Raw genomic sequence first — 17,922 nt, forward strand, 5'->3', positions numbered from 1 at the left:
AAGCGGTTCAGATGATAGCACTCCTTTTGAAAAACGGTCGCCGGGCGGCCTCTCTGGCGGGGCTTGCCCTGCTGCCTCTCATGAGCGGCTGCCTTTTCGTGACGGATACGACCCGGATGGACCCGGATGTTTTCGTCAGGGAAACGGCGCCGGTATTCAATTTCAACTCCGTCAGCTCCAATCGCCAGCCGGAACTGCCGCCGCAGCCGGGCCAGCTTTCGACGCGCCCGCCGGATCTGTTCAGAACCCGCTTCCATCAGGAATACGGTCCGCCGGTGCGCGGGCAGGGGCTGCAAGCCCCGCAGGTGCAGGGTTCTAACGCGCAGCAGCCGCAGGGCCAGACGATGGCCTATGGCCTGCCTGTCTCCAATCCGCTGCACCGGGTCATGTATGGCCCGATCCGCGATGAGGACCGCTCGCTGCCGGCCATTCCCTATGGCCGCATCGATCCGCGTTATCTGAGGCAGGAAGTGAGCTACCAGACGGCGGAAGCCCCCGGCACGATTATCGTCGATACCAGACAGCATTTTCTCTATCTCGTGCAGTCCGGCGGCAAGGCGATCCGTTACGGCGTTGGGCTGGGGCGCGACGGTTATGCCTGGTCGGGCCGTGGCAAGATCCAGTGGAAGGCGAAATGGCCGCGCTGGACGCCGCCCGATGAAATGGTCAAGCGCCAGCCGGAGCTCGCCTCCATCTCCGCCGCCAATGGCGGCATGACGCCCGGTCTCAACAACCCGCTCGGCGCGCGTGCGCTTTATATCTTCAAGGATGGCAAGGACACGCTTTACCGCGTGCATGGCACGCCGGACTGGCAATCCGTCGGCAAGGCGACGTCCTCCGGCTGCGTGCGCATGCTCAATCAGGATGTGATCGATCTCTACGAGCGTGTGCCGCAAGGGGCGCAGATTGTGGTTATCTGAACACGTTCTAAAAGAAAGAGATATTGGACCCATTCCGCCAGCGCCTTGTGACTGGCTTTTAGCGGTCGGTTAACTATTTTCGCAATACGCATGAAACGGAACAAATGACGTACAACGGCGATATAGCCGTTCGAAATGTGGGACAAACCGGCCTTATGACAAGCACCGACACAGATCTTTCCAGACGCACCTTCCTTTCCCTTCTCGGCATCTCCTCCGCCTCGCTTCTCGCAGGCTGCGCCTCGTCGGGCACGGGAGACGCCATTCGCCAGCAGGCAAGCGCCATCGGCAGCGATTTTCGGCAGATGTTCTCGCCGGGTGTCAGCGATGCGGAACTGGCCGTCATGTACGGCTCGGTTGAGGATGGCGGTTACGTCATTCCCGCCGTCCCCTATCAAAAAATCGACCGCCGTTATTATCGCCAGCGGGTTGTCGACCCGACCGGCGAACGTCCCGGCACCGTGGTTGTCGATACGCGCTCGCGCTTCCTTTATGTCGTGGAGCAGGGCGGCAGCGCCATGCGTTATGGCGTCGGCATCGGCCGCGAAGGTTTCGCCTGGTCGGGCGAGGGCGTCATCCAGTGGCGTCAGAAATGGCCGAAATGGACCCCGCCGGACGAAATGGTCGCCCGCCAGCCGGAACTGGTCAAATATTCCTCCAAGAACGGCGGCATGCCGCCGGGCCTGAAAAACCCGCTCGGCGCACGCGCCCTTTATATCTTCCAGAACGGCAAGGACACGCTCTACCGCCTGCACGGTTCGCCGGAATGGAACTCCATCGGCAAGGCCGTCTCTTCCGGCTGCGTGCGCCTGATGAACCAGGACGTCATCGATCTTTACGACCGCGTGCCGCAGAAGGCGCGTGTGGTGGTCTGGCAGTAAGCCGGACTTCCCTTGCATAAGAAGGCGGCCTCTGGGGCCGCCTGGTATTGCTCCCGGTGGCGAAACGATGGGCGAAAATGTCTCATCCGCACACCGTCACCCCGGACCTGATCCGGGGTCCAGCGCGATCAAGTCCTTGATCGCAAAAGACTCTTTCATGGCGCAGACGCGCCGTGGCTGGATGCCGGATCCAGTCCGGCATGACGTGGAAATGTTGCGCCCTGTTTTTTTCGAGATCACTGACGGCTGAGATTGTCCTTCAGCGCATTCACCCGGTCACGAATCTGCACCAGCTCTTCCAGCCCGCAGCCGGTGGCGCTGCCGATTGCGGCCATGATCTTCACGCCATCTTTTTTGAGGTTCGCGCCCTTCGGCGTCAGGGCCACCAGCACCTGCCGCTCATCGACCGTGCCGCGCTTGCGGGTGATCAGCCCCGCATGTTCGAGCCTTTTCAGCAGTGGCGACAGCGTGCCCGAATCGAGGCCCAGCATTTCGCCGAGCGCCTTGACGGTGGATGTCTCTTTTTCCCATAGCGCCATCATGACAAGATATTGCGGATAGGTGAGCCCAATGGGGTCGAGCAGCGGCTTATAGGCGCGCGTGAAGGCGTGTGCCGCGCCATAAAGGGCAAAACATATTTGTTGGTCCAGCCTCAACAGGCTTTCCATCTTCTTCTCGTCGCCCTCTGCGTCCATTTTCCTGCTCCAAAATCAACCGGGAAGGGAACAATCAGCCCCCGCTTTCGGTTCCTGCCGCATGGATGCGCGGCGAAATTTCGTGAAAATTATCGCAAAAAACGATTTCTTATTCAACGTGCAAAATTATATTGCGCACAATTCAATTGTTCGCTATAAGAGCTCAACACCAACCCGAAGGAGTAAATGCCATGCCCATTCTCTACACGACCAAAGCATCCGCCACCGGTGGCCGCGCTGGCAACGCCAAGTCTGAAGACGGCGTTCTCGACGTGACGCTGACCGTTCCGAAGGAACTGGGCGGCGATGGCGCCCGTGGCACCAATCCGGAACAGCTTTTCGCAGCCGGTTATTCCGCCTGCTTCCTGGGCGCGCTGAAATTCGTTGCCGGCAAGGAAAAGGTAAAGATTCCTGAAGACACCACTGTGACGGCAACCGTCGGGATCGGCCCGCGCGAAGATGGCGGCGGTTTCGGCATCGAAGTATCGCTGAAGGCCAATATTCCGGGCGTCGAGCGCGAAGTCGCCGAAAAGCTGGTCGCCGCCGCTCACATCGTCTGCCCGTACAGCCACGCCATGCGCACCTCTACGGAAGTGCCGGTCTCGGTGGCCTGATCCAGTTTGCGTGACTAAGCTATCTGAACAACGGGGCCGGGTTCATCCCGGCCTTCTTGTTTTCAGAAAGAAAAATGCTATATTCTTTCCAAGGAAAGGATATGCGCCATGAATATTCACGCCAGGAGCGCCATGGATCCCGCCTCGCAGGGCAGGGTCGTCACCAAGGCCGTTATCGCCGCCGCCGAGCGGTTGGGCCTGAATGCCGCGCGCACGGCCGATATTCTCGGCGTTTCCGCCCCCACCGTGTCGCGCATGAAACGGCTCGATTTCCTGCTGGAGCCGGGCGCCAAATCCTTCGAGCTTGCGGTGCTGTTGATCCGAGTTTTCCGCTCGCTGGATGCGATTGCCGGCGGCGATGAGGCCGTGGCGAAAAACTGGCTGCGCAATCACAATGTTGCGCTGAACGCCGTGCCTGCCGACAAACTGACCACCATTACCGGATTGATCGATGTCCTCTCCTATCTGGACGCCCGCCGCGCTCCTGTCTGAAAAACGCGCCGTATCGGGAAAATACTGGCGGCTGGTGGAGGCGCAGCATCAGGTCTCCACCATGAAACTGGTGGATACGGTGGAGGAGCAATCGCTGCTGGAAGATATTCTGGAGACGAGCAAGCGGCCGTTTCCGCCGGAATGCGCCGGTTTCGATTATCTTCTCGCCACGCCCTTCCGGTATGGAGCCGCCTATCCGCACGGTTCGCGCTTCCGCCGCGCGGGCTATACCGAAGGCGTTTATTACGCCGCCCAGAAGGTGGAGACGGCGCTCGCCGAAATGGCCTTTTACCGGCTGCTGTTCTATGCCGAATCGCCGGGCACGCCGCTGCCTGCCAATCCCGCCGACTATTCCGCCTTCGCCGCCCGTATCGCTACCGATGCGGCGCTCAACCTGACGAAACCGGAACTGAGCCGGGATGCTCGCCTGTGGACCGATCTGCAGAATTACGAGCCATGCCAGGCGCTGGCCGATCAGGCGCGTCTGGCGAAGATCGAGGCTATTCTCTATCGCTCGGTACGCGACCCCGCCGGCGGCCTCAACATCGCGGTTCTGTCGCCGAAGGCTTTTGCCGCGAAGACACCGGTGGAACGGATGAGCTGGCGTATCCACCTGTCGAAAACGGGGGTGCAGGCGCTCTGCGAATTTCCGATGCGCAGAACGGGTTTTGCGGTTTTGGATTTCGCCGGGGATCCACGCCTCGCCAGCCTTTTGGGCTGACGGGCGTTTGCTTCTCAAGTCCATCAGGCCGAGGCGAAAAACCCTTCCGGATCGTCAACTTCCACCAGCTTGCGCTTGTCGATCAGCCAGAAGCGGGTTCCGACCGTCCGCACGAAACTCCTGTCGTGCGAGACAAGCACGCAGCTGGCCTCACGGCTGATGATTTCCGCCTCCAGCGTTTCCTGCCCCTCAATATCCAGATGGTTGGTGGGCTCGTCCAGCAGGTAGAAATTCGGCTCCGCCAACCGCAGCGCCAGCATGGCAAGCCGCGCCTTCTGCCCGCCGGAAAGCGCGGCGATGCGGCGTTTCTGCATTTCCATGTTGATGCCCGCGCCCGCGAGCAGGCCATGGATGCGCTGGTCGCCAATATCGAAGCGGCGGGATAGCAGCGAAACGGGCGTGCTGTCGTCATCGATCTCGGCGAGCGACTGGTCGACATATCCGGCCACCAGCGAGGGCGTGGCCTTGATGCCGTCTATCTGGCCTGCGCCCGATACGGCCGCCTGCAGAAGCGACATCAGCCGTGTCTTGCCGACGCCGTTGCGGCCGAGAATGACGATGCGGTCCCCCTGACGGACAAATTGCCGGCCGGTGCGAAACAGCACCGTTCCGTCCGGTGTCGAGACCGGCACATCTTCCAGAGTGACCAGAACCCTGGCATGGGTGCCGCGATTGGCGAGCTGGATCTTGCCGGCGGATCGCTCGATATGGGCGGGCCGCGCCTTTTCCTCGATCTTTTCCGCCCGCTCACGCAATTGCTTGGTCTTGACGGTCAGAAGATCGCTGCCGGAGTTGATGCCGATATTGTTCAGCTTGGCGGCCTGACGGCGCAATTGCTGGGCGGTTTTCATGTCGCGCTGGAAACGCCGTTCATCGGCGGCATCCTCTTCTTCCAGCACCGCCCGGGCGTGGCCATAGGGCAACCGGAACAGCGCCGAATTTTCCGGCCGCAGGAACAGCGTGCTCCTGGTGACATTGTCGAGAAAGGCGCGGTCATGGCTGACGATGATGACAGCCCTATCGCGCGGCAATTCACCGAGCCAGTTTTCCAGCACGTTGATCTTTTCGAGGTCGAGATGGTTGGTCGGCTCGTCGAGCAGCAGCACATCCGGCTCGGTGATCCATGCCCGCGCCAGCATGGCAAGCCTCTGCCAGCCACCGCTCAATTCTTTCAGGCGGCGCTCGCGGAACGGCTCCGGCACCAGCATGGCGTCGAAAATAATGTCGGCGCGCCAGCTCTCGCTGTCGATCGTATCCGCCGGCAGGGCGGAAAGCACGGCGTCCCGCATCGTCCGTTCCATCAACGGGGCGGGCAGATGCTGGTGGACGATGGACTGCGTCAGTCCGCGCAGCCGGGTGATATCGCCGCTGGTTGGCTCCATGTCACCGGAAAGGCAATGGAGAAGGGTGGATTTGCCGCAGCCATTGGCGGCAACGATGCCGATGCGGTCTCCCGCATTCACCGTGAGGCTGAGACTGGAAAAAAGCGGCTTGCCCAGAATGATTCCGAGGTTTCGAAGCGTGATAATGGTCATGAAGTCGTCTCTGGCAAGACGGACCCGTTGACGAACCGTGGTCTGCCGCAGTCAGTACGGGGTTTCGGTTCGGGGTGATCCGTCGTGAAAACATGCGCAACGGCAGACAAGCTGCATTCTGCGCGGCCTTTTGGGCAAACCAGAGTGTTGGTGTTCCGGTCAGCCCTGCAAACGTGTCCGCAGGGCAAAAAGGTGGCAGAGCTGACGATTGCGCCAGAAGCAGGAAATATCCATGCGAAGCCTCCTTTCTTGAAACGGGTTGAACCGCTTCACCATTAACAGCGGCGGTTGTTCGAGGCAACGGCTTTTGCAATGGCAGGCGGTGGGGGAGAATGCGGCAAGCCCGCACTCTCCCGTTTTAATCCGACGCTCGGCTGAGCGGCCTTTATTGCTTCGCGACACGCGCGCGCAGTTCTTCCACATGCGCGGCGATTTCCGGCGTTACGGCGTCGCCGAAGTCTTCCATTTCGAACATCGGGCGAATTTCGATTTCGCTGCGCTCCAGCATCGGGTTCGGGCAGCGTTTCACCCAGGCCACGGCCTCGTCCATGTCCTTCACAGTCCAGATCCAGAAGCCGGCGACCAGCTCGTTGGTGTGCGGGAAGGGGCCGTCGATCACCGTGCGGCTGTCGCCGTCGAACACAACCCTCTTGCCCTTGGAGGAGGGATGCAGGCCGTCGCCGGATTGCATGATGCCGGCATTGACCAGTTCCTCGTTGAATTTTCCCATCGCCTCGATCAGCTCGGTCGTGGGCATGACGCCGTCTTCGCTGCTTTTGGTGGCTTTTACAAAAACGATTGCACGCATGATCATTCCTCCTTGATTGCGCTTTCTTCGTAGTTTCGCTCCCCGGCACGACGGCCGGATGACATTGTCGCCGACAAAAGTGGCGTCATGCCGTCAATCCTGTCAGCCGAGGTCGACAAGGTCACGGCGCAGCCGGTCGGGGTCGCCGCTGCCGATGCGGGCTTCGATTTCGGCATGGGTCTGTTCCCAGATGGGGAAGGCGGCGGCGAGCACGGCCATGCCGTCCGCCGTCAGCCGCAGCCGCTTGCCGCGCTTGTCCTTCGGGTCCTGCTCGATGCTGACCAGCCCGCGCCGCTCCAGCGGCTTCAGCGCCGCCGTCAGCGTCGTGCGGTCCATGGCCAGAAGATTGGCGACCGGTCCCATCGGCGGCGGCTCCGGCCGGTTGAGCGACATCAGCAGCGAAAATTGTCCATTGTTGATCCCGACCGGCTTCAGCGCATTGTCGAACAACCGCGCCAATGCCCGTGCGGCGCGCTGCGCATGCAGGCACAGACAGGCATCCCGCACGAAAAGAGTTGTCGAAAAAGGAATCACGCTGGCGTTTGACATGGGATTAATATGTTGATATCAACCTAATTAGTCAAGCGGAACTTGATGTCCCCGCAGACTGTTTATTGACTTTCAGCACAGAAATAGCCGGCGCCCACCGTCAAAGCGGGGCGGTGCCGTGGTGAAAGACGGATCCAAGGAGGAAAGATCATGTCTCATCCCGTCGTTTCGAAAGAGGAGTGGCTTGCGGCCCGCCGCGATCTGCTGGTGAAGGAAAAGGAACTGACCCGCGCCCGTGACAGGCTGAACGAGGCCCGGCGTGCGCTGCCCTGGGAAGAGGTGACGAAGGATTATATCTTCGATGCCCCTTCCGGCCCCAAATCGCTGAAGGAACTGTTCGGCACCTGCAGCCAGCTCATCGTCTATCACTTCATGCTGGCGCCGGACTGGGAGGAGGGCTGCGTCGGTTGCTCCTTCTTTGCCGATCATGTCGACGGCGCGCTGATCCACCTCAAGCATGGCGATGCGGGTTTCGTTGCGGTTTCGCGCGCGCCGCTTGAGAAGATCGAAAGCTACAGGAACCGCATGGGCTGGAAATTCCCCTGGGTTTCGGCCGAAGGCAGCGATTTCAACTACGATTATCAGGCCTCGTTCCGCGACGACGACATGGCCAAAGGTGAAATCACCTATAATTACCGTGACATGGCGCCCTATGGCGACCTGAAGGACCTGCACGGTATCAGCGTTTTCGCCAAGGGCGACGACGGCAAGATCTACCACACCTATTCCACTTACGCCCGCGGCGCGGAACAGACGCTCGGCACGCTGATGCTGCTCGATCTGGTGCCAAAAGGCCGTAACGAAGAGGAGGTAATGGATTGGGTGCGCCGCCACGACCAGTATGAGGACGCGCCGAAGGCGGCAGCCTGCTGCCACTAAAAACGGACGGACGAGGAGGAAACAACAATGGAAATGGAAATCGCCAAGCCGCAGAAGGAACATGAGTTCCTCAAGAGGATCGTCGGAGACTGGGTCATGACCTCCAGTTCCGGCCATGAGGGCTACGATGCCGACGACCCGTCGCAGCAATTCACCGAGACCGTCCGCTCCGTCGGTGGCTTGTGGATCATCGGCAACGGCACCGGCAAGATGCCTGACGGCACGGATATGACGGCCGTGATCACGGTCGGTTTCGACCCGGCCAAGGGCAATTTCGTCGGCACCTGGGTAGGGTCGATGATGACCAATCTCTGGGTCTACAAGGGCTGGCTGGAAGAGGACGGCAAGACCCTGACGCTGGAAGCGGAAGGCCCGGCCTTCGACGGTTCCGGCCGCACCGATACCTATCACGACGTGCTGGTGCTGCATGACGACAATCACCGCAGCTTTTCCGGCAGCGTCAGGCAGCCGGACGGCACATTCAAGACCTTCATGACATCGGAATTCCGCCGCAAGGCCTGAGGCCCTGCGAAAATTCATCCGACAACCACCGGCGCCGCCGCATCCTGCGGCGGTCGCTTGCCGAAACACACCCGCCAAACCCTCCATAGGAGACGACAATGTCCGATACACATGGAAAATTCATCTGGGTCGAGCTGATGACGCCCGACATGGAAGCGGCAGCCCGCTTTTATGGTCATGTCGTCGGCTGGCAGACCAAGGATTTCGGCTCGCCGGAAATGCCCTATCTGGTGCTGGAGGCCGATGGCAAGGGCATGGGCGGCGTCATGGAGCTGACCGACGAGCACAAGGGCCAGGGCATTCCCCCGAATTGGACCGCCTATGTCGATGTCGACGATGTGGACGCCACGGCGAAACAATTCGCTGAAAAGGGCGGCGCGGTCAGACGTCCGCCGCAGGATATTCCCGAAATCGGCCGCTTCGCCGTGGTCGCGGATCCCTTCGGTGCTGTGCTCTGCATCATGACGCCGCTGCCGATGGAAACCGGCGGTTTCCCCGAGGATATGCAGGAAAAGCAGGGCCATGTCGGCTGGCACGAGCTCTTCTCCGATAATGTCGACGAGGCCATGGCCTTTTACGGCGATGTGTTCGGCTGGACCAAGGACCATGATTTCGACATGGGCGACATGGGCCCGTACCGCATCTTCGCTTATAAGGGCAAGGCTGTCGGCGGCATGATGAAACGCATGCCGCAGGTCCCCGTCTGCCATTGGGGTTATTATTTCAATGTGGACGGTATCGATGACGCCATCACCCGCGTCAGCACCGGTGGCGGCCAGGTCGTCAACGGCCCGATGGAGGTTCCCGGCGAAAGCTGGATCGTCAATTGCGTCGATCCGCAGGGCGCTTATTTTTCGCTGGTTTCGCAGAGAAAATAGCCCTGTTTTCTAACAATCTGCCGGGGCTCGCTCCGGCAGATTACCGCGCTCTCGACAGGCGGACGTGATTGATGAAGGCGCGCAGCTTCGGCGCAAGATTGCGGCGGCTGGGATAATAGAGATAAAATCCCGCAAAGCTCGGGGAGTGGTCTTCCAGCATGGAAACGAGCTGCCCGCTTTCCAGATAGGGGCGGAACGTCTCTTCCATACCGAATGTGATGCCCGCACCGGCGCAGGCCAGCTTGATCATCAGCTGCATGTCGTTGGTGGTGAAGGCCGGCTCCACCGCCACTGCAAATTCGCGGCCGTTTTCCGCAAATTCCCACCTGTATGGCGCCACACCCGGACGGGGTCGCCAGCCGATACACCTGTGCCCTATCAATTCGCGGGGCTGCGCCGGCAGGCCGAAGCGGTCCCGATAGTGCGGCGAGCAGACGGCGAGCTGCCGCTGTGGAGCGGAAACCGGAACCGCAATCATGTCCTGCGCGATCAGTTCGCCAAGACGCACGCCGGCATCGTAGTGCTCGGCGACGATATCGAATTCCTCGTCCGTCACGACGATATCGAGCTGCACTTCGGGATGTATTTCTGCAAAGCGCGCAAGCAATGGCCCGGATAAAAAGCGCTCGGCTATCGAGGAAACCGCAAGCCGCAACTGCCCGCGCACGGCGCCGCTCAGGGATGACGCGGCATTGGCAGCCTCAACGAGATTGCCGATGGATGGCGAGACATCCGCATAAAGCTGCTGTCCCGCTTCCGTCAGGCTGACGCTGCGCGTCGTGCGCTGCACCAGCGCTATTCCCATCGTTTCTTCAAGCTTGCGGATGGTCTGGCTGACGGCGGAGCGGGTTACGCCGAGCCTGTCTGCAACGGCGCGAAAGTTGCGCTCCTCGGCAACCATGCAGAATGTCGAAAGCGCGTTGAGATCGATGTTCATTGGTTAGAAATTCTACCCATTGAGGTTATGATTGAGGCGGTTATCACGACAATGCACAAGCTTTATCTTCTCCGCAATGGCCGCTTCCAGAAAAAGCCGGCCATGACACCAAGGAGAAAGCCATGACATTCAATAAAGTCGTTCTCATCACAGGTGCATCGAGCGGGATCGGTGAGGGTATCGCAAGGGAACTGGCCGCGGCCGGGGCGAAGCTAGTGCTGGGCGCGCGCCGCATGGACCGCTTGCAGACGCTTGCCGAAGAATTGCGCGGCAAGGGCGCCGAGGTCGTCATCCAGCCGCTGAACGTGACCGACAGACAGAGCGTCGAGGCCTTTGCGGAGGCGGGGCGCAAGGCGTTCGGGCAGGTCGACGTCATCGTCAACAATGCCGGCATCATGCCGCTGTCATTGATGTCGTCCCTCAAGGTCGACGAATGGGACCGCATGATCGACGTCAACATCAAGGGCGTGCTTTATGGCGTCGCCGCCGTTCTGCCCGAGATGACCGCCCGCGCTTCCGGCCACATCATCAACATCGCCTCCATCGGTGCGCTCGCCGTTTCGCCCACGGCTGCGGTTTATTGCGCGACGAAATTTGCGGTGCGGGCGATTTCGGACGGGTTGCGGCAGGAAAACCGTGACCTGCAGGTGACCTGCATTCACCCCGGCGTGGTGGAAAGCGAACTTGCCCACACCATCACCGATCCCGCCGCTGCGGAACTGATGCAGACCTATCGGGCCATCGCCCTGAAGCCCGACGCCATCGGCCGCGCGGTGCGCTACGCCATCGAGCAACCCGACGATGTGGACGTCAATGAGATCGTCGTCCGACCCACCGCCGCTTAAGGAGGATTGGCAATGAACATTGTTTCGACATCTGTTGCGCTTCTGCTCGCAACGGCTTCCACCGATACGGGCTCCAGCAAAACGAGCAACGCCATGGACGTGAATATGACCGAAACGGCTCAAACCCCGAACCACCCCTATGTCGGCATGTGGGTCACCGGCGATGGCCACATTCGCCAGGAACTTCTGCCCAATGGCCGGTATGACGAGGCGCGGGGCAACCGCAAAAGCGCCTATCAGGGACGGTATGAGGTGAAGGGAAACCATATCGACTATTGGGACGATACCGGCTTCACCGCCGACGGCGAATTCGTCGACGATGTGCTTTATCACGGCGGCATGATCTTCTATCGCCAGAAGTAACGTCCCGCCAATCAAGCGCCGCCCGCCCCATCGAGGGCGGGCGGCGTATCTGTTTTATCGCTTCAAACTACCGAGAATCCCGCGCACGAGGGCGCGGCCGACAGAGGTGGCAACGGAGCGGGCCGCGCTTTTCATCGCCGCCTCGATCACCGTTTCACGCTGGTATCCGGTCTTGCGTGCGCCGCCATTGCGCGAGCCGGTGGAGGCCGGTGCGGGTTCTTCATCGCCGAAGCCGGGCAGGCGCCAGCGGCCGGAAGCACTCTCGGACTGGCTGGCGGCGTTTTCTTCCTCCGCACGTCTGGCAGCTTCTGCATCGGCAGCCTTCTGGGCGCGGGCGGCGAGGATTTCGAAGGCCGATTCCCGGTCGATATCCTTGTCATATTGCCCGGCGACGGGGCTCACATCGATCAGGGACTTGCGCTCCGCATCGGTGAGCGGCCCAACACGGCCGGATGGCGGACGTACCAGCGTGCGCTCGACGATGGAGGGAGCGCCCTTGTCGTGCAGGGTGGAAATCAGCGCCTCACCGGTGCCGAGCGTGGTGATGGTGTCGGCGGTGTTGAAGGCCGGGTTCTGCCGGAAGGTGTCGGCCGCGGTGCGCACCGCCTTCTGCTCTCGCGGCGTATAGGCGCGAAGCGCGTGCTGCACGCGGTTGCCGAGCTGGGCGAGAACGGTTTCCGGCACGTCCAGCGGGTTCTGCGTCACGAAATAGACGCCCACGCCCTTGGAGCGGATCAGCCGCACGACCTGTTCCACACGTTCCACCAGCACCCGCGGCGCATCGTTGAAGAGCAGATGCGCCTCGTCGAAGAAGAACACCAGACGCGGCTTTTCCGGGTCGCCCACTTCCGGCAGCTCTTCAAACAGTTCCGAAAGCATCCAGAGCAGGAAGGTGGCGTAAAGGCGCGGGTTCATCATCAGCCGGTCGGCGGCGAGAACCGAAATCGTGCCGCGCCCATCCGCGCCCACACGCATGATATCGGCGATCTTCAGCGCCGGCTCGCCGAAGAAATTGGCAGCGCCCTGCTGTTCGAGGACGAGAAGCCCGCGCTGCAGCGAACCGACCGAGGCCTTGGAAATCAGGCCGAACTGGTTGGAAAGCTCGGTTGCGTTTTCGCCCATATAGTTCAGGAGCGATTGCAGGTCCTTGAGATCGAGCAGTGGCAGCCCGCCCTGATCGGCGATCTTGAAGGCGATGTTGAGCACGCCTTCCTGCGCTTCCGAAGCATCCATCAACCGGGCAAGCAGCAGCGGCCCCATTTCGGCGATAGTGGCGCGCACGCGATGGCCTTTTTCACCGTAGAGATCCCAGAAGATCACCGGCGATTTGCCATAGGCAAAATCGGTGAAGCCAATCTGTTCGGCGCGTTTCTGCACCCAGTCCTTGGCTTCGCCCTGCGCGGCGATGCCGGAAAGGTCGCCCTTGATGTCGGCGCAGAAAACCGGCACACCGGCCTTGGAAAAACCTTCGGCCAGCACCTGCAACGTCACGGTCTTGCCGGTTCCCGTCGCGCCGGTGATGAGGCCGTGGCGGTTGCCGAATTTCAGCTCCAGATATTCGCCCTTGTTCAGGCTGTCGTCCGGATTGCGGCTGGTCCCGATATAGAGCTGTCCGTCCTGCAACATCGACCATTTTCTCCTGCGGCTGGTGCATGACCCTTAAAATCGCGGTGGATTTTGCAAAAGTCATCTCCGAATTTAAAGCGTCACTACCATGTTGCGGCCACTTCTGACGATAGCGGCCTTTTCATAGCTTGGTTGTGATGATCTTATAAGGACAGTTTCAAGGCGCAACAACTGCTTGATGGTGATGAAGAAAAACCGCTTGATGAAAGTTGCCGCACCTCACCCTGGCCGCTTGAATGCGGCATGATATTGTTTTACGTTGACGTTAACGTCAGTTATTCGATGTTGGCGTCGTTTTTCAACAGGAGGCAAGAATGAACGAAGTCGTAAGCCAGATCGCCGAGAAGGCGGGAATAAGCCCCGAACTGGCCGAAAAGGCCATTGGCATGATTCTCGGTTTTCTCCAGCGCGAGGCTGCAGACGGCCCGATCGCCCGCATGATCGAAGCCATACCCGGCGCCAGCGAACTGGTGGCGCAGTATAATGGCGAAGGTGCCGGCGGCGGCGGTCTGCTCGGCGGCCTGATGAGCGCGATCGGCGGCGGCGGCATCATGGGGCTGGGCCAGCAGCTGATGAGCCAGGGCCTCGGCATGAGCGAGATTTCCACGCTCGCCAAGGAAACCATCTCCGTTGCCCGCCAGCATGCGGGTGATGAGGTTGTCGATCAGGTGATCGCCTCGGTTCCGGGCCTCAGCCAGTTCGCCTGAGGCGAAACTACTCCATAGCGGGGCGCGGCGGCTGTTCGTTGAACAGGCGCCGCGCCTCTTCTATTTCGGCATGGTGCGTTTCCGCCCATATCCATACGCCGCAAAAGGCGCTCCCCAGCGTACGGCCGAGGTTCGTCAGGCCGTAATCCACATGCGGCGGAATGACGGGATGCACGGTGCGGCGCACCAGCCCGTCGCTTTCCATCTGCCGCAGCGTTTTCGTCAGCATCTTCTGGCTGATATTGCCGACCAGCCTGCCGATCTGCGTGAAGCGCAGCGTGCCATGCTCTTCCAGCACTTCCAGAATGAGCATCGTCCATTTGTCGGCCACCTTGGCAATGATGTCCTGAACCAGCGCCTCTATTGCCGGATCGGTATCCGCGGGCGGCGGAACCTTGCGCCGGCTTTCGATGGCCGGGTCGGCGGGGTGCCGTTTCATCTTACACTCTCCTTTTGGTAAGTATAAATCTTTTGGGTGCCTACTTTCGATTGGAGAGTATAATAGCTAACTTCCTTTCAGCCAACAAGCAAAGGATGTTCCAATGAAAATCGCTGATAACACCATTCTCATCACCGGCGGCGGTTCCGGCATCGGCCGGGCGCTGGCGGAGGCGTTTCACAAGGCCGGCAACCGGGTCATCATTTCCGGCCGCCGCAAGGCCGTGCTCGACGAGGTGACGGCCGCCAACCCCGGCATGGCCTCGATGGTGATGGACGCGACGGACGCCGCAGGCATCCGCGCGTTTGCCGAAGCTCTGGTAAAGGCCCATCCGACCCTCAACGCCGTCATCAACAATGCCGGCATCATGCGGCCGGAAGACATCGCCGCAGCACCGGATTATCTCGACACGGCCGAAGAAACCATCGCCACCAATCTTCTAGCACCCATTCGCCTGACGGCGGCGCTTTTGCCGCATTTCCTAAAACAGCCTGCCGCCACGGTTCTGACGGTTTCTTCCGGCCTCGCTTTTGTGCCCATGGTGCTGACGCCCACCTACAGCGCCACCAAATCGGCCATCCATGCCTATTCGGTCGCGCTGCGCGAGCAGCTGAAGGAAACGCCGGTGGAGGTCATCGAAATCGTGCCGCCCTATGTGCAGACGACGTTGATGGGCGAGGGGCAGGCGAGCGACGAAAGGGCCATGCCGCTCGACGCCTTCATTTCCGAGGTGATGGATATTCTTGAAAATCGCCCGGATGAGAAGGAAGTGGTGGTGGAACGCTGCAAGCCGCTGCGTTTCGCCGCGCAGAACGGCAATTTCGATCAGGTCTTCGCCATGATCAATCATATGCATCCGTAAACGCCGCATCTGTCTCGACTGGGCATCCTGTGATAGCGTCGCGCTCTAATCTGCGGAGCGCGCGCTGTCATGGCCCAAGGCCGGTTCCTGATGCCGAAAACCATTCTGCCCGGTGTCGTCGCCGTGGCGGCGGATAGCGACCGTTCCTTTCCGCGCCACATGCACGACCAGTTCGGCATCGGTCTCATCGAACGCGGGGCACAGAAATCGCTCTCCGGCCGCGGCATGGTGGAAGCCGGCGCCGGCCATCTCATCACCGTCAATCCGGGCGAGGTGCATGACGGTATTCCGCTCGGGGAGGGCGGCCGCGCCTGGCGGATGCTCTATCTCGACATCGATATCGTCCGCGACGCCATTGCCGATATCGGCGAGAATGATCGCCACGCGTTCGAATTCGCTTATCCCGTCGATATCAGGCCGCTGGCGAAGCGATTCAACGCGGTCTTTGCAGCCATGACGGCAAGGGAACGGCCGGGCGAAACCCTTCGTGGCGACGAAACCCTGCTGACGCTTCTGGCGGGCGCGATGGAGAAGGCGGCGAAGCCGGGCGATATCGCCGCACCCGAGAATATAAAGCGGGCGAAAAGCCGCATCGACGACGAGCCCTCCCGGCCGTTCCGCCTTGCCGATCTCGCCGCAGAGGCCGGCATGAGCCAGTTTCGCTTCCTGCGCGCTTTCGCCCGGGCGACCGGGCTTACGCCGCACAGCTATCTTCTCCAGCGGCGCGTCCATGCGGCACGCCATGCACTGGCCAGAGGCACGCCGCCCGCCGAGGCGGCCTTTGCCGCCGGTTTTGCCGACCAGAGCCATCTGAACCGGTTCTTCGTACGGCAATTCGGGGTTACGCCGGCGGTTTACCGGGCGGCGACAGGTGGCGGATCGTCCCCCTCTTCCGTCATGCCGGACTAGATCCGGCATCCAGCCACGGCGCGTCTGCGCCGTGAAAGGAGTCTTTCGTGGTCAAGGACTTGACCACGCGGGACCCCGGCTCGGGGGCCGGGGTGACGGTGTGCGGATGTGGCGCAATTTCATCCAAGACACCCACCTCACGCACCCTCATGCTCCTGTCCTCCACCCACAGGACACACCCGCACCATGACACCCGAATTCCTCATCACATCCTTCATCGTCGCAGCCTCTCCCGGAACCGGCGTGGTCTACACGCTGGCCGCCGGTCTTTCGCAGGGGGCGAGGGCGAGCGTCGTTGCGGCCTTCGGCTGCACGCTTGGCATCGTGCCGCATCTGCTCGCCGCCATCACCGGCCTTGCCGCCATCCTGCACACCAGCGCGCTCGCCTTCGGCATCGTCAAATATCTGGGGGTCGCCTACCTCCTTTACATGGCGTGGAACACGCTGCGGGAGGACGGTGCGCTGAAGATCGACGATACGAGGGAGCCCCGGAAGGCCGCCCGCATCATCGGCGAGGCGATCCTCATCAATCTGCTGAACCCGAAACTGTCGATCTTCTTTTTCGCCTTCCTGCCGCAGTTCATCGCGGCGGATGAGGCTTTGCCGACATGGCGCATGATCGATCTCGGGCTGATCTTCATGGCCATGACGTTTCTGGTGTTTGCGCTTTATGGCTGTTTCGCCGCCTCGGTCCGGCGGCAGGTGGTGTCGCGCCCGGCGGTCCTCGCCTGGCTGAGGCGCAGCTTCGCGACCGCTTTTGTGGCGCTGGGTGCGAAGCTGGCCCTGACCGAGCGATGAGACCAGAGCGGAGGGAAGGCCGCCTCAGTCGTCCCAATCGGGCGCGAGGTGGCCGGGATTGACGATGCGGCCATTCGGTTTGGCCAGCGCGTGGATCGCCTGCATTTCCTCTTCCGTCAGCGCAAAATCGAAAACATCGAAATTCTCCTTGAGGCGGCTTTCCGTCGCCGTCTTGGAAAGCGCCACGATATCCGGCTGCTGCACCGCCCAGCGCAGGGTTACCTGCGCGGCGGTCTTGCCGTGTTTTGCGCCGATATCCTTCAGCACGGGATCGTTCGGCACCTTGCCATCGGCCATCAGATAATAGGCCGTCACCGACATTCCGTGCTTGCGCGCCGCCGAAATCACCTTCGTCTGGTCTAGATAGGGGTGATATTCGATCTGGTTGGTGGCAAGCGGCGTGTCGGACAGTTTCACCGCCTCTTCGGTCAGCGCCACGTTGAAGTTGGAAATGCCGATATTGCGCGCCTTGCCGGCCTTGCGCACCGCGTTCAGCGCGCCCATGCGCTCGGCAAGCGGCACATCGCTCTTCGGCCAGTGCAGCAGCAGCAGATCGACATAGTCGGTCTTCAGCTTCGTAAGGCTTTCATCGACGGAAGCGAGAAAATCGTCGTGGCGGAAGCGATCCACCCAGACCTTGGTGGTGAGAAATATATCATGCCGGGAAATGCCCGATTGCGCGATGACCTCGCCGACCGCGCCTTCGTTCTTGTAAATCTGCGCAGTATCGACATGGCGGAAGCCGAGTTTCAGTGCTTCCGGCAGAATGCGCCTGACATCGTCTTCCGGAATGCGGAAGGTGCCGAAACCGAGGGCGGGAATATTCGCGCCATTCGCGCTGACGTCATACATGGGATGTCTCTCCTGTTTGCTGAAGACATGGCCGGCGCGGGATTCCGGGCGGGGAAGCCGTCTTTCATTAACTGGTGTCCGCGCGATCGG

22 protein-coding genes are annotated in these 17,922 nt (G+C 61.0%); 14 read left to right on the plus strand and 8 right to left on the minus strand.

The window, feature by feature from the left end; translation table 11 throughout:
• Positions 1 to 11 precede the first annotated feature (11 nt).
• Together AGR7B_RS03970 and AGR7B_RS03975 are read left to right on the plus strand one after the other, a co-directional pair.
• A complete protein-coding gene (locus AGR7B_RS03970) occupies positions 12 to 920 on the plus strand; it encodes a L,D-transpeptidase (RefSeq protein ID WP_078051114.1) in 909 nt (302 codons plus the stop codon).
• Positions 921 to 1,075: 155 nt separating this feature from the next.
• The gene (locus AGR7B_RS03975) at positions 1,076 to 1,801 is read left to right on the plus strand and encodes a L,D-transpeptidase (protein WP_065654265.1); all 726 of its coding nucleotides are present in this window, start codon (positions 1,076 to 1,078) and stop codon (positions 1,799 to 1,801) included.
• Positions 1,802 to 2,037: 236 nt separating this feature from the next.
• Here AGR7B_RS03975 and AGR7B_RS03985 read toward each other — a convergent pair whose 3' ends face one another.
• On the minus strand, positions 2,038 to 2,496 hold the full coding sequence (locus tag AGR7B_RS03985; protein WP_080856067.1) for a MarR family winged helix-turn-helix transcriptional regulator: 459 nt from the start codon (positions 2,494 to 2,496) through the stop codon (positions 2,038 to 2,040).
• 191 nt (positions 2,497 to 2,687) lie between these two features.
• On the opposite strand from AGR7B_RS03985, the gene AGR7B_RS03990 reads away from it, so the two are divergent.
• From AGR7B_RS03990 to AGR7B_RS04000, 3 genes are all read left to right on the plus strand, one after another.
• Positions 2,688 to 3,110, plus strand: a complete 423-nt coding sequence (locus AGR7B_RS03990; RefSeq protein ID WP_003509379.1) for an organic hydroperoxide resistance protein — start codon at positions 2,688 to 2,690, stop codon at positions 3,108 to 3,110.
• Between the two features lie 108 nt (positions 3,111 to 3,218).
• Positions 3,219 to 3,602: an MbcA/ParS/Xre antitoxin family protein gene (locus AGR7B_RS03995; RefSeq protein ID WP_003522231.1), complete on the plus strand. Its 384-nt coding sequence runs from the start codon at positions 3,219 to 3,221 to the stop codon at positions 3,600 to 3,602.
• Positions 3,562 to 4,323: an RES family NAD+ phosphorylase gene (locus tag AGR7B_RS04000; RefSeq protein ID WP_162934042.1), complete on the plus strand. Its 762-nt coding sequence runs from the start codon at positions 3,562 to 3,564 to the stop codon at positions 4,321 to 4,323. The genes AGR7B_RS03995 and AGR7B_RS04000 overlap by 41 nt, the downstream gene beginning before the upstream one ends.
• 23 nt (positions 4,324 to 4,346) lie before the next feature.
• Here the strand turns inward: AGR7B_RS04000 and AGR7B_RS04005 are convergent, their stop codons facing one another.
• The 3 genes from AGR7B_RS04005 to AGR7B_RS04015 all read right to left on the minus strand — a co-directional run bounded on the left by AGR7B_RS04005 (position 4,347) and on the right by AGR7B_RS04015 (position 7,215).
• Positions 4,347 to 5,858 (minus strand): ABC-F family ATP-binding cassette domain-containing protein, encoded by a 1,512-nt coding sequence (locus AGR7B_RS04005; protein ID WP_080856068.1) that lies wholly within the window; start codon positions 5,856 to 5,858, stop codon positions 4,347 to 4,349.
• Between the two features lie 385 nt (positions 5,859 to 6,243).
• Entirely contained in the window at positions 6,244 to 6,666 is a 423-nt protein-coding gene (locus tag AGR7B_RS04010) for a YciI family protein (RefSeq protein ID WP_003522234.1), read from the minus strand.
• Between the two features lie 102 nt (positions 6,667 to 6,768).
• Complete coding sequence (locus AGR7B_RS04015) at positions 6,769 to 7,215, minus strand: MarR family winged helix-turn-helix transcriptional regulator (protein ID WP_080856069.1); 447 nt, start codon at positions 7,213 to 7,215, stop codon at positions 6,769 to 6,771.
• Between the two features lie 150 nt (positions 7,216 to 7,365).
• Between AGR7B_RS04015 and AGR7B_RS04020 the strand changes: the two genes are divergently transcribed.
• From AGR7B_RS04020 to AGR7B_RS04030, 3 genes are all read left to right on the plus strand, one after another.
• Positions 7,366 to 8,094: a DUF899 domain-containing protein gene (locus AGR7B_RS04020; protein ID WP_080856070.1), complete on the plus strand. Its 729-nt coding sequence runs from the start codon at positions 7,366 to 7,368 to the stop codon at positions 8,092 to 8,094.
• A gap of 27 nt (positions 8,095 to 8,121) precedes the next feature.
• Positions 8,122 to 8,616, plus strand: a complete 495-nt coding sequence (locus AGR7B_RS04025; protein ID WP_020813114.1) for a DUF1579 domain-containing protein — start codon at positions 8,122 to 8,124, stop codon at positions 8,614 to 8,616.
• 98 nt (positions 8,617 to 8,714) lie between these two features.
• Positions 8,715 to 9,494 (plus strand): VOC family protein, encoded by a 780-nt coding sequence (locus AGR7B_RS04030; RefSeq protein ID WP_080856071.1) that lies wholly within the window; start codon positions 8,715 to 8,717, stop codon positions 9,492 to 9,494.
• Between the two features lie 40 nt (positions 9,495 to 9,534).
• On the opposite strand, the gene AGR7B_RS04035 is transcribed toward AGR7B_RS04030, so the two are convergent.
• Entirely contained in the window at positions 9,535 to 10,431 is an 897-nt protein-coding gene (locus AGR7B_RS04035; RefSeq protein ID WP_080856072.1) for a LysR family transcriptional regulator, read from the minus strand.
• Positions 10,432 to 10,553: 122 nt separating this feature from the next.
• Between AGR7B_RS04035 and AGR7B_RS04040 the strand changes: the two genes are divergently transcribed.
• Positions 10,554 to 11,276, plus strand: a complete 723-nt coding sequence (locus tag AGR7B_RS04040) for an SDR family oxidoreductase (protein WP_080856073.1) — start codon at positions 10,554 to 10,556, stop codon at positions 11,274 to 11,276.
• A 12-nt stretch (positions 11,277 to 11,288) separates the two neighbouring features.
• Positions 11,289 to 11,639: an Atu4866 domain-containing protein gene (locus AGR7B_RS04045; protein ID WP_065654258.1), complete on the plus strand. Its 351-nt coding sequence runs from the start codon at positions 11,289 to 11,291 to the stop codon at positions 11,637 to 11,639.
• A 54-nt stretch (positions 11,640 to 11,693) separates the two neighbouring features.
• On the opposite strand, the gene AGR7B_RS04050 is transcribed toward AGR7B_RS04045, so the two are convergent.
• Complete coding sequence (locus AGR7B_RS04050) at positions 11,694 to 13,265, minus strand: helicase HerA-like C-terminal domain-containing protein (RefSeq protein WP_080856074.1); 1,572 nt, start codon at positions 13,263 to 13,265, stop codon at positions 11,694 to 11,696.
• A 314-nt stretch (positions 13,266 to 13,579) separates the two neighbouring features.
• On the opposite strand from AGR7B_RS04050, the gene AGR7B_RS04055 reads away from it, so the two are divergent.
• A complete protein-coding gene (locus tag AGR7B_RS04055; protein ID WP_065654256.1) occupies positions 13,580 to 13,972 on the plus strand; it encodes a hypothetical protein in 393 nt (130 codons plus the stop codon).
• A gap of 7 nt (positions 13,973 to 13,979) precedes the next feature.
• On the opposite strand, the gene AGR7B_RS04060 is transcribed toward AGR7B_RS04055, so the two are convergent.
• Positions 13,980 to 14,411 carry a winged helix-turn-helix transcriptional regulator gene (locus AGR7B_RS04060; RefSeq protein ID WP_065654255.1) on the minus strand — a complete coding sequence of 144 codons (432 nt, stop codon included), beginning with the start codon at positions 14,409 to 14,411 and terminating at the stop codon, positions 13,980 to 13,982.
• Positions 14,412 to 14,514: 103 nt separating this feature from the next.
• Here AGR7B_RS04060 and AGR7B_RS04065 point away from each other — a divergent pair, with 103 nt between their 5' ends.
• The 3 genes from AGR7B_RS04065 to AGR7B_RS04075 all read left to right on the plus strand — a co-directional run bounded on the left by AGR7B_RS04065 (position 14,515) and on the right by AGR7B_RS04075 (position 16,980).
• Complete coding sequence (locus AGR7B_RS04065) at positions 14,515 to 15,273, plus strand: SDR family oxidoreductase (RefSeq protein ID WP_059753982.1); 759 nt, start codon at positions 14,515 to 14,517, stop codon at positions 15,271 to 15,273.
• A 69-nt stretch (positions 15,274 to 15,342) separates the two neighbouring features.
• Positions 15,343 to 16,182 (plus strand): AraC family transcriptional regulator, encoded by an 840-nt coding sequence (locus tag AGR7B_RS04070; RefSeq protein WP_080856075.1) that lies wholly within the window; start codon positions 15,343 to 15,345, stop codon positions 16,180 to 16,182.
• A 186-nt stretch (positions 16,183 to 16,368) separates the two neighbouring features.
• Positions 16,369 to 16,980, plus strand: a complete 612-nt coding sequence (locus AGR7B_RS04075) for a LysE family translocator (RefSeq protein WP_080856076.1) — start codon at positions 16,369 to 16,371, stop codon at positions 16,978 to 16,980.
• Positions 16,981 to 17,004: 24 nt separating this feature from the next.
• Here AGR7B_RS04075 and AGR7B_RS04080 read toward each other — a convergent pair whose 3' ends face one another.
• Entirely contained in the window at positions 17,005 to 17,832 is an 828-nt protein-coding gene (locus AGR7B_RS04080; RefSeq protein ID WP_080856077.1) for an aldo/keto reductase, read from the minus strand.
• Positions 17,833 to 17,922 lie beyond the last annotated feature (90 nt).

Source organism: Agrobacterium deltaense RV3, assembly GCF_900013505.1.
Classification (GTDB): Bacteria; Pseudomonadota; Alphaproteobacteria; order Rhizobiales; family Rhizobiaceae; genus Agrobacterium; species Agrobacterium leguminum.

Coding starts and splice junctions, on each gene's coding strand:
- AGR7B_RS03970 (WP_078051114.1), top strand. CDS start 12: ATGATAGCACTCCTTTTGAAAAACGGTCGCCGGGCGGCCTCTCTGGCG.
- AGR7B_RS03975 (WP_065654265.1), top strand. CDS start 1,076: ATGACAAGCACCGACACAGATCTTTCCAGACGCACCTTCCTTTCCCTT.
- AGR7B_RS03985 (WP_080856067.1), bottom strand. CDS start 2,496: ATGGACGCAGAGGGCGACGAGAAGAAGATGGAAAGCCTGTTGAGGCTG.
- AGR7B_RS03990 (WP_003509379.1), top strand. CDS start 2,688: ATGCCCATTCTCTACACGACCAAAGCATCCGCCACCGGTGGCCGCGCT.
- AGR7B_RS03995 (WP_003522231.1), top strand. CDS start 3,219: ATGAATATTCACGCCAGGAGCGCCATGGATCCCGCCTCGCAGGGCAGG.
- AGR7B_RS04000 (WP_162934042.1), top strand. CDS start 3,562: ATGTCCTCTCCTATCTGGACGCCCGCCGCGCTCCTGTCTGAAAAACGC.
- AGR7B_RS04005 (WP_080856068.1), bottom strand. CDS start 5,858: ATGACCATTATCACGCTTCGAAACCTCGGAATCATTCTGGGCAAGCCG.
- AGR7B_RS04010 (WP_003522234.1), bottom strand. CDS start 6,666: ATGCGTGCAATCGTTTTTGTAAAAGCCACCAAAAGCAGCGAAGACGGC.
- AGR7B_RS04015 (WP_080856069.1), bottom strand. CDS start 7,215: ATGTCAAACGCCAGCGTGATTCCTTTTTCGACAACTCTTTTCGTGCGG.
- AGR7B_RS04020 (WP_080856070.1), top strand. CDS start 7,366: ATGTCTCATCCCGTCGTTTCGAAAGAGGAGTGGCTTGCGGCCCGCCGC.
- AGR7B_RS04025 (WP_020813114.1), top strand. CDS start 8,122: ATGGAAATGGAAATCGCCAAGCCGCAGAAGGAACATGAGTTCCTCAAG.
- AGR7B_RS04030 (WP_080856071.1), top strand. CDS start 8,715: ATGTCCGATACACATGGAAAATTCATCTGGGTCGAGCTGATGACGCCC.
- AGR7B_RS04035 (WP_080856072.1), bottom strand. CDS start 10,431: ATGAACATCGATCTCAACGCGCTTTCGACATTCTGCATGGTTGCCGAG.
- AGR7B_RS04040 (WP_080856073.1), top strand. CDS start 10,554: ATGACATTCAATAAAGTCGTTCTCATCACAGGTGCATCGAGCGGGATC.
- AGR7B_RS04045 (WP_065654258.1), top strand. CDS start 11,289: ATGAACATTGTTTCGACATCTGTTGCGCTTCTGCTCGCAACGGCTTCC.
- AGR7B_RS04050 (WP_080856074.1), bottom strand. CDS start 13,265: ATGTTGCAGGACGGACAGCTCTATATCGGGACCAGCCGCAATCCGGAC.
- AGR7B_RS04055 (WP_065654256.1), top strand. CDS start 13,580: ATGAACGAAGTCGTAAGCCAGATCGCCGAGAAGGCGGGAATAAGCCCC.
- AGR7B_RS04060 (WP_065654255.1), bottom strand. CDS start 14,411: ATGAAACGGCACCCCGCCGACCCGGCCATCGAAAGCCGGCGCAAGGTT.
- AGR7B_RS04065 (WP_059753982.1), top strand. CDS start 14,515: ATGAAAATCGCTGATAACACCATTCTCATCACCGGCGGCGGTTCCGGC.
- AGR7B_RS04070 (WP_080856075.1), top strand. CDS start 15,343: ATGGCCCAAGGCCGGTTCCTGATGCCGAAAACCATTCTGCCCGGTGTC.
- AGR7B_RS04075 (WP_080856076.1), top strand. CDS start 16,369: ATGACACCCGAATTCCTCATCACATCCTTCATCGTCGCAGCCTCTCCC.
- AGR7B_RS04080 (WP_080856077.1), bottom strand. CDS start 17,832: ATGTATGACGTCAGCGCGAATGGCGCGAATATTCCCGCCCTCGGTTTC.